At 30.0% G+C, this 13,383-nt stretch carries 12 protein-coding genes; 5 read left to right on the top strand and 7 right to left on the bottom strand.

Annotated elements, in window-relative coordinates; all coding sequences use genetic code 11:
- Window positions 1-454 precede the first annotated feature (454 nt).
- From thiC to glmM (MBORA_RS07560), 4 genes are all read left to right on the top strand, one after another.
- Window positions 455-1,729 (top strand): phosphomethylpyrimidine synthase, encoded by a 1,275-nt coding sequence (gene thiC / locus MBORA_RS07575; RefSeq protein WP_063720487.1) that lies wholly within the window; start codon window positions 455-457, stop codon window positions 1,727-1,729.
- Entirely contained in the window at window positions 1,729-3,387 is a 1,659-nt protein-coding gene (locus MBORA_RS07570) for an ATP-dependent DNA ligase (protein WP_042693552.1), read from the top strand. The genes thiC and MBORA_RS07570 overlap by 1 nt, the downstream gene beginning before the upstream one ends.
- 148 nt (window positions 3,388-3,535) lie before the next feature.
- Window positions 3,536-3,934: an exodeoxyribonuclease VII large subunit gene (locus MBORA_RS07565; protein WP_042693554.1), complete on the top strand. Its 399-nt coding sequence runs from the start codon at window positions 3,536-3,538 to the stop codon at window positions 3,932-3,934.
- Between the two features lie 56 nt (window positions 3,935-3,990).
- Entirely contained in the window at window positions 3,991-5,355 is a 1,365-nt protein-coding gene (glmM, locus tag MBORA_RS07560) for a phosphoglucosamine mutase (protein WP_042693556.1), read from the top strand.
- A gap of 171 nt (window positions 5,356-5,526) precedes the next feature.
- Here glmM (MBORA_RS07560) and MBORA_RS07555 read toward each other — a convergent pair whose 3' ends face one another.
- From MBORA_RS07555 to glmU, 5 genes are read right to left on the bottom strand one after another with little or no spacing between them, the layout of a single operon-like run.
- On the bottom strand, window positions 5,527-6,663 hold the full coding sequence (locus MBORA_RS07555; RefSeq protein WP_063720486.1) for a tetratricopeptide repeat protein: 1,137 nt from the start codon (window positions 6,661-6,663) through the stop codon (window positions 5,527-5,529).
- 17 nt (window positions 6,664-6,680) lie between these two features.
- Entirely contained in the window at window positions 6,681-7,391 is a 711-nt protein-coding gene (locus MBORA_RS07550; protein ID WP_042693557.1) for an anaerobic ribonucleoside-triphosphate reductase activating protein, read from the bottom strand.
- Window positions 7,391-8,491 carry a histidinol-phosphate transaminase gene (hisC, locus tag MBORA_RS07545; RefSeq protein WP_042693559.1) on the bottom strand — a complete coding sequence of 367 codons (1,101 nt, stop codon included), beginning with the start codon at window positions 8,489-8,491 and terminating at the stop codon, window positions 7,391-7,393. The genes MBORA_RS07550 and hisC overlap by 1 nt, the downstream gene beginning before the upstream one ends.
- Before the next feature lies 1 nt (window position 8,492).
- Window positions 8,493-8,975 (bottom strand): gamma carbonic anhydrase family protein, encoded by a 483-nt coding sequence (locus MBORA_RS07540; RefSeq protein ID WP_042693560.1) that lies wholly within the window; start codon window positions 8,973-8,975, stop codon window positions 8,493-8,495.
- Window positions 8,976-8,986: 11 nt separating this feature from the next.
- Entirely contained in the window at window positions 8,987-10,267 is a 1,281-nt protein-coding gene (glmU, locus tag MBORA_RS07535) for a bifunctional sugar-1-phosphate nucleotidylyltransferase/acetyltransferase (protein ID WP_042693561.1), read from the bottom strand.
- 143 nt (window positions 10,268-10,410) lie between these two features.
- Between glmU and MBORA_RS07530 the strand changes: the two genes are divergently transcribed.
- Complete coding sequence (locus tag MBORA_RS07530; protein ID WP_063720485.1) at window positions 10,411-10,578, top strand: rubredoxin; 168 nt, start codon at window positions 10,411-10,413, stop codon at window positions 10,576-10,578.
- A gap of 21 nt (window positions 10,579-10,599) precedes the next feature.
- Here the strand turns inward: MBORA_RS07530 and glmM (MBORA_RS07525) are convergent, their stop codons facing one another.
- Both glmM (MBORA_RS07525) and MBORA_RS07520 read right to left on the bottom strand, forming a co-directional pair.
- Window positions 10,600-11,970: a phosphoglucosamine mutase gene (gene glmM, locus MBORA_RS07525; protein ID WP_042693563.1), complete on the bottom strand. Its 1,371-nt coding sequence runs from the start codon at window positions 11,968-11,970 to the stop codon at window positions 10,600-10,602.
- Window positions 11,948-13,186 carry a 2,3-bisphosphoglycerate-independent phosphoglycerate mutase gene (locus tag MBORA_RS07520; protein WP_042693565.1) on the bottom strand — a complete coding sequence of 413 codons (1,239 nt, stop codon included), beginning with the start codon at window positions 13,184-13,186 and terminating at the stop codon, window positions 11,948-11,950. Before MBORA_RS07520 ends, glmM (MBORA_RS07525) begins: the two co-directional genes overlap by 23 nt.
- Window positions 13,187-13,383 lie beyond the last annotated feature (197 nt).

Raw genomic sequence — 13,383 nt, 5'->3', positions numbered from 1 at the left:
ATATATTTATATGAAACTAAAAAATAAACATTCTCCAAGTATTAGTTATGTTTTCTGAGCATGAAAAGTCTTTTGGATTTTGGCTTTAAAAGACAAACAAAAAAAATTTTTAAAAAGTATAAAAAGCAATTATTAAGTAAAACTGGTGAAATTCATTGAATTTAATTATAGTTATTACGTGGTAGAGAAGATTAAGCATAAAAAACCTTTGATGAAGAAATATGCTCCAAACAAATATAAAGTATTTTTAGCCCAATAAAAAGAAAATTTTCAAAATAAATAAAAGTAAACTCACAAGACTGCAAAACAGAGAAACAATACTCAAAACAACAGTATACAACATCAAAAGAGTAGTAAAAATTTTAAATTAGAATTTCCAAAGCTCAAAAAAATAATTCTATATACTTAAAGAAACTAATATTATAACTGATTTGTCAAATTATAGAGGGATATATTGACTCAAAAAAGTGAAGCTCAAAAAGGTAATATAACACCTGAAATGGAATATGTTGCAGAAAAAGAAAATATAGATGTTAAAAGACTAGCTAGATTAATAGATATTGGACGTGTTGTAATTCCAAAAAATGTTGCAAGTAATATAACACCCTGTGGAATTGGTGATGGACTTAAAACTAAAATTAATGCAAATATTGGATCTTCTTCAAAAATTGATGATTTAGATTTAGAAATTAAAAAAGCTAAATTAGCCCAAGAATATGGTGCAGATGCGATAATGGATTTGTCCACAGGTTCTGATTTAAAATTATTTAGAAAAAAAATAATGGATGCAATTGATGTATGTATTGGTACGGTTCCTATTTATGAAGCAGGAGTAATTACCCTTTCTAAAAATAAAGATATCATAGAAATGGATCCTGATGATATTTTTAAAGCTATTGAAAATCAAGCAAAAGAAGGAGTAGACTTTATGACCTTACATTGTGGTATTACAATAGATTTAGTCGAAAAACTAGAGAAAACTAATAGAATGATGGGAGTTGTAAGTCGTGGAGGAACTTTTTTAGCTTCATGGATTAAAAGTAATGGTCAGGAAAATCCATTATACGAAAATTATGATTATCTTTTAGAATTAGCATATGAACACGATATTACCTTATCTTTAGGTGATGGGCTTAGACCTGGATGTTTGTCTGATGCAAGTGATATCCCTCAAATCCAAGAACTTGTTAATTTAGGAACTTTAGTTAAAAGAGCTCAAAATGCAAATGTTCAAGTAATGGTAGAAGGTCCTGGACATATGCCATTAAATCAAATTAAAGCTAATATGGAAATTCAAAAAACAATATGCTATGGGGCACCATTTTATGTGCTTGGACCAATCGTAACAGATTTAGCACCTGGTTATGATCATATAACTGGAGCTATTGGAGGAGCTATTGCAGCTGCATCTGGAGCTAACTTTTTGTGTTATGTAACCCCAGCTGAACATTTAACATTGCCTTCACTAGAAGATGTAAAAGAGGGAGTTGTTGCTTCAAAAATAGCTGCAGAAGCAGCAGATGTTGCAAATGGACTTGAATCTGCATGGAAAAAAGAACAAGAAATGGGCAAAGCTCGTAAAGAATTTGATTGGGAAAAACAATTTTCATTAGCATTCGACAAATCCAAACCCAGAGCATATCGGAATAAGTGTGAATTAGATGATAATGAAATGTGTGCAATGTGTGGAGAATATTGCTCTGTTAAAATATCAAAAGGAGATTTTTAATGAAATATCAAGAATTAGTAGATGTTTATGAAGCATTAGAATCTACAACAAAAAGATTAGAAAAAACAGAAATCATATCTAATTTTTTAAAAGAATTAGATTCACAAACTACTGAAAAAGTAGGACTACTTATATTAGGAGTTGTATTTCCAGCATGGAGTTCTGAAGAAATTGGAATTGGGGCTAAATTGGTTGAGAGAGCTGTTGCAGAAGCTGTTGGAACTAGTCAAAATGCAGTAGAAGATGCTGTTCGAGACGAAGGTGATATTGGTCTTGCTTGTATTAAATTATACTCAAAAAAAGCTCAAATGACCTTTTTTTCAAAAGCTTTAACAATTGATTTTGTATTTGACAGTTTACGTAAATTATCCAAAATAAGTGGATCTAGATCTACCAATCGTAAAATAGCTATCATATTGGAATTATTATCACAAGCTAGTCCAACCGAAGCTAAATATTTAACTCGAACAATATTAGAAGAACTTAGAATTGGTGTTGGAGATGGTGTTGTTAGAGATGCCATAGCACAAGCATATAACATTGATAAAAAAGTCGTTGAAAGAGCACAAATGCTTACTAACGATTTTGCAGTTGTTGCAAGAACTGCTAAAGATGAGGGAGTAAATGGATTAGAAAAACTTAATTTAACACCTGGAACACCCGTTAAACCAATGCTAGCTCAACTTGCTCCTCCTCTTGATGAAATCATACCTGAAATGGGTGTTGCTATTTGTGAGACAAAATATGATGGAATTAGACTTCAAGTTCACAGAAATGAAGATGAAATCAAGATATTTACTAGAAGATTAGAAAATATCACCCATGCACTCCCAGAAATTGTTGAACTATTCGATGAATTCTTACCTCATGAAAATTACATCGTAGAAGGAGAAGTAATAGCTACAAGAAATGGAAAACCATTATCATTCCAAAATATATTACATAGAGTTAGAAGAAAATACAATGTAGAAGAAGCAATTGAAAATGTACCTTTAAAATTATACTTATTTGATGTTTTATTCTATAAAGTTCCAATGATAGATGAACCTTTGAGTATTAGAAGAAAAATCTTAGAGGATATTGTTAATACAACATCTGAAGAGATGAATTTAAGTACAATGCTTGTAGGAACACCGGAAAATATCGATGAAATTCAAGCACTATTTGAAAAGTCCATTAAACAAAACCACGAAGGAATCATGATAAAAAATGCATCAGAACCCTATATCCCAGGTTTAAGAGGTAAAAAAATGCTTAAATACAAAGCTGAGCCTGAAACATTAGATATGATGGTTGTTGGTGGGACCTATGGTATTGGTAAAAGAGGAGACTTTGTTGGATCTTATTTAGTAGCTTTAAGAGATGAAAATGATGAATTTAAAACTGTTGCATATGCAGCAACAGGTCTGGATGATGCTACATTAGAATATTTAACAGTTAAAATGAAAGAACTTGAAATTTCAACAAAAGGAAGAGAAATAATAGTAGAACCAAAAATTGTTTTAGAAATCGCATTTTCAGAAATTGTTGAAAGCCCCGAATATGAAGCAGGATATTCATTAAGATTCCCTGTTGTTAAAAATATAAGAAAAGATAAAGGTCCAATGGATGTGGATAGCATTGAACGCTTAATTTCAATGTATAATGAGAAAAATTGAACCTTAAATCAATTGGGCAAACATCATAAAATGCTAATAAAATTTGATGAAATACATCTGAAAATAATTTAATTTTATGTTTTTTTAAATAAATTTTACAAATTAAAATCCTATAATCTATTTTAAAATTAAAAAATAATAGAAAAATATGGAAATTACAGATGAAAAATTATTAAGAATAGCCCTTATAACTTGCCTCATTGGAATTATTGGATTAATCCTATTAACTCCATCTGTAGAAGTTAAAAAAGTTACAATTAAAGACATTACAAAAGCTATGATTGATGAAGAAGTAAGTATCGATTGTGTAGTAACTGATGTTTCCCAATCAAATTCAAAAAACAGTTATTTTTTAACAATTAATGATGGAACAGACAAAATTTCTTTAATAATATTTGAAAGTCAAGTCAATGAAATTCAATCACAAGGTTTAAAAATAGAAGACTTTAAAGATAAAAAAGTTAATGTAGTTGGAAAAATTACCCAATATAAATCCCAACTCGAAGTAATCCTTTCAAACGGAAACTGTTTAAAAATAATTCATTAATTATTTATTATTCAAAAATAAAACATAATACAAACTAATTTATAGGAATTTAAAACATGACTGATAAAAAAAGATTATTCGGAACTTTCGGTGTTAGAAGAACTGCTAATGATGTTTTGACACCTGAATTTGCATCAAGACTTGCAGCTTGCTATGGTACTCAAATTCAGGGAAAAGTAGCAGTTGGAGGAGATCCAAGAACTACAAGTCCAATGCTAATGGAAGCTGTTAAATCCGGACTACTCTCATCCGGTTGTGATGTAGTTGATTTAGGAATCTTACCAACACCAGGAGTTCAATATGCCGTTCGTAAATATTATGACGGTGGAGTAATGATTACTGCTTCACATAACCCTCCTGAATATAATGGAATTAAATTTTTAGATGAATATGGAATTGGAATTCCTGAAGATATAGAATTAGCTATTGAAAAATTATACTTTGATGAAGAACCAAAAAGAGCTAACTGGTCTGAAATTGGTCGAATATACACTAATGATAAAATAATTGATGAATATGTTGATGAAGCTATCTCTAAAGTAGATAGTGAAGTTATTAAAAATGCCAATTTAAAAGTAGTTCTCGATTGTGGATCTGGTGCTGGATGTTACACTGCACCATACTTAATCAGAAAATTAGGATGTGAACTAACAACCCTCAATGCACAAGCAGATGGTTTTTTCCCAGGACGTGACCCAGAGCCAATTGAAGAAAATTTACAAGAATTAATTAGTGTTGTAAAAGAGTTAAATGCAGATATTGGTCTTGCACATGATGGAGATGCTGATAGAACCATTTGTATTGATGAAAATGGAAATTTTGTCTTAGGAGATAAAACATTCACATTAGTTGAAAGAGAAATGCTTAAAGAAAATGGTGGTGGAACCATTGTAACAACAGTAGCCACATCCCAAGCAATTTATGATATTGCAAATGAATATAATGGAAAAGTAATAGCTACTGCTGTTGGTGATTTACTTGTAGCTCGTGAACTTAAAGATACTAATGGATTATTTGGTGGAGAGGAAAATGGAGGATTAATTTTCCCAGAATTTGTTTATGGAAGAGATGCAGTAATGACTGTAGCTAAAATATTAGAAATAATTGCTAAAGAGAAAAAAACATTATCACAATTAGTTTCAGAATTACCAACTTATTATTCCTCTAAAATGAAAACAGAATGTAGTGATGATATAAAAGAAGAAGTGATGTCTAAAATAGCTAATGAAGTTAAAAATACAACTGATTTTGAAATTGATACAACAGATGGAGTTAAAATTTTAAAAGATGATGGTTGGGTAATTATAAGGCCTTCTGGAACAGAACCAATATTTAGAAGTTATTCAGAGGGAAACACACAGGAAAAAGCTAATGAAATGGCCGAATGGGGAATAAATTTAATTGAAAAACATAAAAAATAAACACTGCAAAATCCATTACCATTAACCTATCAATTATTTAAAAAATACGAATGATTAAAATAAAAAGATTGAAATAAATTTAATAAAAATAATAGCTGTTTTTAAAATAAATCTAATCATAATATAAACAAACAAATTACAATTAATTAATGTTATTCTATTAGTTATTATTTATAAATATTCTAAACATTCTTCTTTTAAGAAAAATGCATCTTCATTATCCGGATTAATAAGTAATACTCGATTAAAACTATCAACAGCTTCTTTAAAGTTGCCCAATTCCATTAAAACTACTCCTTTATTTAATAAAAAGTCAATATTATTTTTTTCTAAAGAAATAGCCTTATTAAAACAATCCAACGCATCATCAAGTTTACCTAAATCAATATATGCATTACCCATTCGATTAATAGCTCCAGAATCCATTTCTGAATCATCTAAACAAACTTCGACTGCTTTATCAAATGATTTAACAGCTTCTTCTAACATTCCCATATCTGATAATAAATTACCTCTAGAGTTCCAGACTTCAGGATTTTCACTATCAATAATAATAAGCTTATCATAAACTTTCAATGCATCATCATACCTACCAAGCATTGCTAAAATAAATCCTCTCCAATAAAGTACAATAGGACTACTAGGACTATAGTTATAAGCAATATTGCTTATTTTTAATGCTTCTTCAATTTGACCAGAGTTAAGTAGTGCAATAGCTTTATTGTTTAAGATATACTCATTATCAGGCTCTATTTTTAGTGCATTATCATAACATTCAATAGCTTTACTAAACTCTCCTAACCTTGAAAGATTATCTCCTTGTTTATTTAATAAATAAACATCTTTAGGATCAATTTTTAAAGCTGCATCATAACACATTGTAGATTTATCGAACTTACCTGTGTCAAATAAAATATCTGCTCTTTTAGTAATCATTGCTTTTTCATCTATTTTATCGCCTTTCCACTCATCAATAGCTAATTTTTCAAAATAGATTACTTGAAATTTATCAGAATTACCAACACGACCCCCATACATTTTTTTAAATTCTCTAAACATGTCTTTTGAGTCTTTAAACCCTTCCTTTCTTGCCAATTCATCATTATCTTTAATATCTTCAAAAGAAATATCTTCAACATCACTAACAATTGCTTCAAAAATTTTCATTTTTTCTTTTGAAACTAAATTCCAATAACAATATAACCTATCCCCTTTTTTAAGTGGATTTTTCCATGCTTTACGGATAGTCCTTGTTTTTTTACCAGTAATAACATCTATATCATTACTTGAAAATGATAAAATTGGCATCTAATTCACCACATTCATTATTTAATTTTTTCTTCACCGAATTCGGCTGTTTTTAACCTAACCTCACCATCGAATGAATCTTTAATATCTTTAGCTAATTTTTTTAAATAATGAGGATTAGGAACTTCAACTTTTTCAAGAGCTGGATCTAAAACATTTTTATTCCTAAATTGTTGTATTGTGTAAACATCCCCTTCAATTTCATCAACAAGATTATGAATATCTTTTAATGTGTGTAATGTTGGAACAAATGTAGTTCTAATCTCTAGATGAACATTAGGATCATTATTAATTAATTTCATTGATTTTTTAACTTTAGATCCAACATTAGAACCAGTTATTTTTTTATATTTAGCAAAAGGTGCTTTAACATCTAAAGAAACATAATCCAAAAGATTTAAAGACAATAATTCTTCAATTTTATCTGGATAAATTCCACTTGTATCTAATTTAGTTTTTAAACCGATTTTGCGAACATATGATAATATTTCTATAACTGCATCAGTTTGAAGTAATGGTTCCCCACCAGATATTACAATTGCATCTAAAAAATCAGATGAAGAGTCAATTTCCTGTTTAATTTCTTCAAATGATTTTTCAGTATTATCCTCTAAAAGTTCTACATTATGACAGTATCTGCAAGTAAGTGGACATTTAGACATAAATATGACTAAAGACATATTTTTATGAAATTCAACTGAAGATATTACACTTCCACCTACGTACATTATCCTATTACCTCTTTCATAGCATTAATAAATCTTTTATCCTCTTCAAGAGTACAAATACTAATTCTAATCCAATATTCATCCAATCCTTTAAAGGAAGTACAATCTCTTACTATTATTCCTTTTTTCATTAGCTCATAAGAAAGTTGTGAAGCTGTAAAACCAGTATCTTTTATACCAATTAAGATGAAATTTGATTTAGACGGGAATACATTAAGAGATTTGATTTTTGATAATTCACCATAAAGATATTCTCTACTTTCAATACCTCTTTTAATAGATTCCTCAATATAATCTTTATCTCTAAGAGTATTAAGAGCAGCTACAAAAGACAATCTTGTTAGAGAAAATACTGGTTTAATCCTATGCATATATTCAATTATTGAAGAACATGCCAAACCATAACCAATCCTCATCCCTGCAAGGCCTAAAACTTTAGATAAAGTACGTATAATAAAAATATTATCGTATTCATTGATTAAATCCCTATTTGTAACTTCAGAATATTCAAAATATGCTTCGTCAATAACAATCAAAATTCCAGGATTTTTACTTGCAATTTTACAAATAACATCTTTTTCAATTAAAGTTCCTGTTGGATTATTTGGACTACACAAGAAAATCATTTTAGTTTTTTCACTAATACAACTAAAAATAGAATTTGTATCTAGCTTATTTTCATTTAAATCCCATTTTGCATATACTGGCCTTGCACCATATTGTTGTAATAAATATTCATAATACATGTAGGATGGTAAGGGAACAATAAACTCATCACCAGCATCTATAAATGTTTTAGCTAAGACATCAATGATTTCATCAGCTCCATCCCCTCCAACAATAACTTGAGAATCTTCAACACAAGAATAATTAGCTATTTCATGAACAAGTTCCTTTAACTGAGATTCAGGGTAACGATTAATATTATTAACTTCCTTTTTAATTGCTTCAATAGCTTTTGGAGAAGGCCCCCAAGGATTTTCATTAGATCCTAATTTAATAATCTCATCTTTATTAAGTCCAAATTCTAAAGCAATCTCATCTTGAGACCTTCCTGGGACATAAGAGTCCATTTCATCAACTATTCTTCTTGGTTTCATTTTATTCTTCCACATATTGTTTAGCAAGTTCACGATAATTATCTGCGTTCTCTTGAATGTGTTTGATTTGCTCTTGAGATAACTGTTTAACCACTTTTGCAGGAACCCCTAAAATTAAACTACCTTCGGGGAATTCTTTTCCTTCACTTACAACAGCTCCAGCTCCAACTATAGAATTTTTAGAAATATGGGCACCGTTTAAAACTGTAGCGTTCATCCCAATTAAAACATTATCTTCTAAAGTACACCCATGAATAATAGCACCATGACCGATAGACACATTATCTTTAATAACAACGGGAAAATCATTAGAACAATGAATTACACAGTTATCTTGAACATTTGAATTATTTCCAATAGTTATAGATTCTATATCCCCTCTTACAACTGCATTAAACCATATAGAAACATCACTACCAAATTCAACATTACCTAACACACGTGCACCTGGACATATTACAATAGAGTCTTTTTTATTTTCCATAATATCGCCATTTATTTCTTTTTATTTTTATCTTGAATGATATGATTTTGTTTTACTAACACCCGAGTATCAGAAGGTACATCATCATATAATAAAACCCCTGAACCAATAGTAGAATTATGACCTACTTTAACACCTGGTGAAAAACTTGAATTAATTCCAGTTTTAACAGAATCTCCAATAATAGCTCCAAGTTTACGTCTTCCACTATCAATCATTTGATTTTTAATTTTAGTTTTTACAGATCCATTATCAAAACGTAAATTAGCTATATTAGTTCCTGCAGCTATATTACAGTTTGATCCAATGACTGAGTCTCCTACATAACTTAAATGACTAACATTAGTATTTTCCATGATAATTGAATTTTTAATTTCCACAGCATTTCCAACATGGACATTATCTCCTAAGTAAGAATTACCTCGAATATAAGAGTTAGGACCAATATCACAATTTCTACCAATGTAAACATTTCCTTCAATATAAACACCCGCCCTAATGATACTTCCTTCATCTAAGTAAATCTCACCATGAATATGAGCTCCGTCTTCAACACGACCCTTAATCTGAGTTTTTAAACCACCAATTAATTCTTCATTAACTTCAATTAATTCCCATGGTCTTCCAACGTCAATCCAATTTTTACTAGTTTTATGACCATTAACTATCTTTCCATCTTCAATTTGGAGAGTTAAAGAATCAGTAATCTCATATTCCCCCCTTTGAGAAATTTCAGTTTTTTCGATTTTATTAAAAATATCCTTATTAAATATGTAAATACCAGTATTAATTAAATTGCTTGGAGCCTCTTCTTTTTTAGGTTTCTCTACAATACTTTTAATGTTTCCATCTTCAATTTCAACAACACCAAAAGCAGAAGGGTCCTCTACTTCTGTTAAAACCATTAATGTATCTGGTTTTAAATCATCATACTTTTCAATGATTTCTTTAATAATTTCATTGTCTAAAATAAGATCTCCATTTAAAACTATTAAACTATCATCTATGAAATCTTTACCATAATAAATAGCATTAGCAGTTCCTAAAAAGTCTTTTTGAGTTTTATAAGTTATATTAACACCTAATTCGCTTCCATCACCAAAATAATCCCTAACCATTTCCTCTTTATAACGTACAATAAGTAAAATATCTGTTATTCCATTATCACGCAATGATTCAATAATATAACGAATAATTGGCTTTCCAGCAACTGGCAACATTGTTTTAGGTTTAGTAAGTGTTAGTGGCCTCATTCTAGAACCTTCACCAGCACTTAAAATTATTGCTTTCATGTTTACTACCCCAAAAAAATTATATATAGTATTAATTATTAATTAACTTCAATAAATAAATAACTAATTTTAAATATTAGTTTTAATATAGTGGAATTATACTTAGTTATAGTAATAACTAACAAAAAAAGGAGATAAAAAAAATGACAATATATGTGTGTTTACATTGTGAATATAGATTCGATTCAGAAAAAGGTGACCCTGCATACAATATCCCGCCAGGTGCAACTCCTGCAGATATGCCAGATGATTGGGTTTGCCCTGAATGTGCTGCTCTAGGAATTGACGCATTTATAGCAGAAGATGATTAATTTCATCTTCTACATTATTTTTTAGATATTTTCATTAATAATTTTAACACATATCTCTTTTATTTCATCTGCTCTTTTTGCATTTTTTGATTCTAAAGTTATTCTAACATAGTCTTCAGTTCCAGACGGTCTAACTAATACCCAACTATCATCTTTAAATGTTAATCTAACTCCATCAATAGAATTAATGTCAACAATATCATCAAAAGCATTGACTAATAATTCTTCCATGTTTTCCATTATTTTAACTTTAGCATCCTTAGAACAATTAATTTTTTCACGAATATTTGGATATGATGGAATGCCTTCAAGTAATTTAGACAATTTACCATCACGAGAAACAATTTCAGCCATTCTTAAACCAGATAAAATTCCATCAGGACACATACAAAAATCTGGATGTAACCAAGTTCCAGAAGGTTCTCCTCCAAAACTAGCATTTTTTTCAAGAATGACCTCAGCAACATTAACATCCCCTACTTTTGTTCTTAAAACCTTACCTTTTACAGATTCATCCATACATAAACCCGCATCAACTGTTGTAACTATATCTCCATCAAATTCTTTTGAAATCAAAGCAAGTAAACTATCAAATGGAGAAACAACACCCTTTTCATCAACAGTAATCATTCTATCAGCATCCCCATCATGAGCAATTCCTAAATCAGCGCCAATAGCTACAACTGTTTTCATTAATGTTTGTAGGTTTTCTTCATTAGGTTCTGGATTTCTACCTGGGAAAAATCCATCAACTTGAGAATTCAGAGCAGTTACAATACAGCCAGCTTTTCTAAATACTAAAGGTGATATTTCACTTCCTGCTCCTGATGCACAATCAATAACTACTTTTAAACCAGGTTTAATATTAACCAAATCAACTAAATCATCAATGTATTGCCCTTTAATCTCTTCATTATAGCTTAGTTTGCCAATTTTATCCCAAGCAACAGATTTATAAGATTTATTTTCATAAATTTCTTCAATTTCACTTTCTTGTCTAGAAGTATATGCCATCCCGTTTTTATTCCATAATTTAATTCCATTATATTGAGAAGGATTATGAGATGCTGTAAGCATTATACCTGCATCAGCACCTAATTTTTCAGTAGCATAACCAACTAATGGTGTTGGAACCATACCTATTTTAATTACATTAATTCCACTTTCAAGTAAACCTGCACAAATTGTTTGATCAAGCATTATATTTGTGGTTCTAGCATCATATCCTACAACAACACTGCCCACATTTCCCAAATATTTAGCTAGAGATTTAGCTACATTTAATGCAAGTTCACAAGTAATTTCAGAATTTATTTTTCCTCTAATTCCAGATGTACCAAAAAGTTTTTTAGCTACCATAAAATTACCTCTAAGCTCCAAATTTATGTGAATAATTCATTAAATCCATCATAATATTCATTACATCTGATCCACGAATTCTACAAAGCCCACCTTTAGCAGCATCAACTTCAGAGAATTTTTCCACATCATCAACCCTTACCTCAGGTCCTTTAATAATAACTGGCACAGGATCACCTGAATGATTCATTACAGAAATTGGAGTTGAATGATCGGCAGTTAAGAAAATATAAACATCATCAAGTTTTTTAAGTTCACTCATAACAACCCTATCAACTTTTTCTATAAATTCTAATTTTTCTCTAGCATTACCATCATGACCTGCTTCATCAGCACCATCAATATTTATTAAGAAAAAGTCATGTTCAGAGTTTTTGACTTGATCTAATATAGTATCACGAATATTATCTAAATTAGTATCAACACCACCAGTTACATCTTCCATTTCAATAATATCCATTCCTGCAAATCTTGCAATACCCATAATAAGTCCAGTTTCAGCAATACATGCAGAGTTAATCTCATATTTATCATTAATTGCTTCTACAACAGGAACTGCACCAGCTCCACGAGGAATAATAATATTTGCTGGAGGTTCATTGTTTTCCATTCTTTCTAAATTAATAGGATGATCTTTAACCATTTCATAAGATTTAACCACTAATTTATTTAAAATATCGGCAGTTTTTTTAGCTTCCGGTGAAGCATCTAAAGCTTCTACTTCTTTTGGTTTATTCCCTTCAACCTTAGGATCAGCATCACTGACTTTATCAGAAAGACCTTCACCCCTTAAAACTAAAACTGCCCTATGACCAGTGGATTCTTTAAAAATAATTTTAATATCAGGATAATCTTCTAAAACCATTGTATTTAACACTTCAACAATGTCCTTAGTTCCATCCCTTATTCTTCCAGCACGCCTATCAGTAATAATTCCATTTTCATCAGAAGTTGAAAAATTACATCTAAATGCAATGTCTCCAGGAATAACATCTACTCCAACACCAGAAGCCTCAAAAGGTCCTCTACCAGTATATACTTCATATGGATTATATCCTAAAATTGAAATGTGAGCTGTATCACTACCAGGAATAATACCTGGTGCAATTGAATCCATTATACCATTAATTCCTTCACGAGCCATTTGATCCATATTTGGTGTATTAGCTGCTTCAAGAGGAGTTTGGTTATTAAATTCTTTTAAAGGACGGTCTCCCATACCATCCATAATCAATACAAGTCCTTTCATAACATCACCTTATAAAAATTACACTATTATAATTATTATTTTTAATTAAGTATATAGTTTTAGATATAAAGGGACTGTCAATTTGTTAGCTCTTGTTTTCGTTTTTCGATCCAGCCATCTTTTTGGTGCATTATTTGATTGAATATTCCTTCTAATGTTCTGAATTTCTTTTTGTGTGCTTTGGGCATTGTATTTCC

The sequence above is a fragment of the Methanobrevibacter oralis genome (genome assembly GCF_001639275.1).
GTDB lineage: Archaea > Methanobacteriota > Methanobacteria > Methanobacteriales > Methanobacteriaceae > Methanocatella > Methanocatella oralis.
This window is presented reverse-complemented; position numbering and strand designations above follow the sequence as displayed.

Coding starts and splice junctions, on each gene's coding strand:
- glmU (WP_042693561.1), bottom strand. CDS start 10,267: ATGAAAGCAATAATTTTAAGTGCTGGTGAAGGTTCTAGAATGAGGCCA.
- hisC (WP_042693559.1), bottom strand. CDS start 8,491: ATGAAACCAAGAAGAATAGTTGATGAAATGGACTCTTATGTCCCAGGA.
- MBORA_RS07540 (WP_042693560.1), bottom strand. CDS start 8,975: ATGGAAAATAAAAAAGACTCTATTGTAATATGTCCAGGTGCACGTGTG.
- glmM (WP_042693556.1), top strand. CDS start 3,991: ATGACTGATAAAAAAAGATTATTCGGAACTTTCGGTGTTAGAAGAACT.
- MBORA_RS07565 (WP_042693554.1), top strand. CDS start 3,536: ATGGAAATTACAGATGAAAAATTATTAAGAATAGCCCTTATAACTTGC.
- MBORA_RS07530 (WP_063720485.1), top strand. CDS start 10,411: ATGACAATATATGTGTGTTTACATTGTGAATATAGATTCGATTCAGAA.
- MBORA_RS07520 (WP_042693565.1), bottom strand. CDS start 13,186: ATGAAAGGACTTGTATTGATTATGGATGGTATGGGAGACCGTCCTTTA.
- MBORA_RS07570 (WP_042693552.1), top strand. CDS start 1,729: ATGAAATATCAAGAATTAGTAGATGTTTATGAAGCATTAGAATCTACA.
- MBORA_RS07555 (WP_063720486.1), bottom strand. CDS start 6,663: ATGCCAATTTTATCATTTTCAAGTAATGATATAGATGTTATTACTGGT.
- MBORA_RS07550 (WP_042693557.1), bottom strand. CDS start 7,391: ATGTACGTAGGTGGAAGTGTAATATCTTCAGTTGAATTTCATAAAAAT.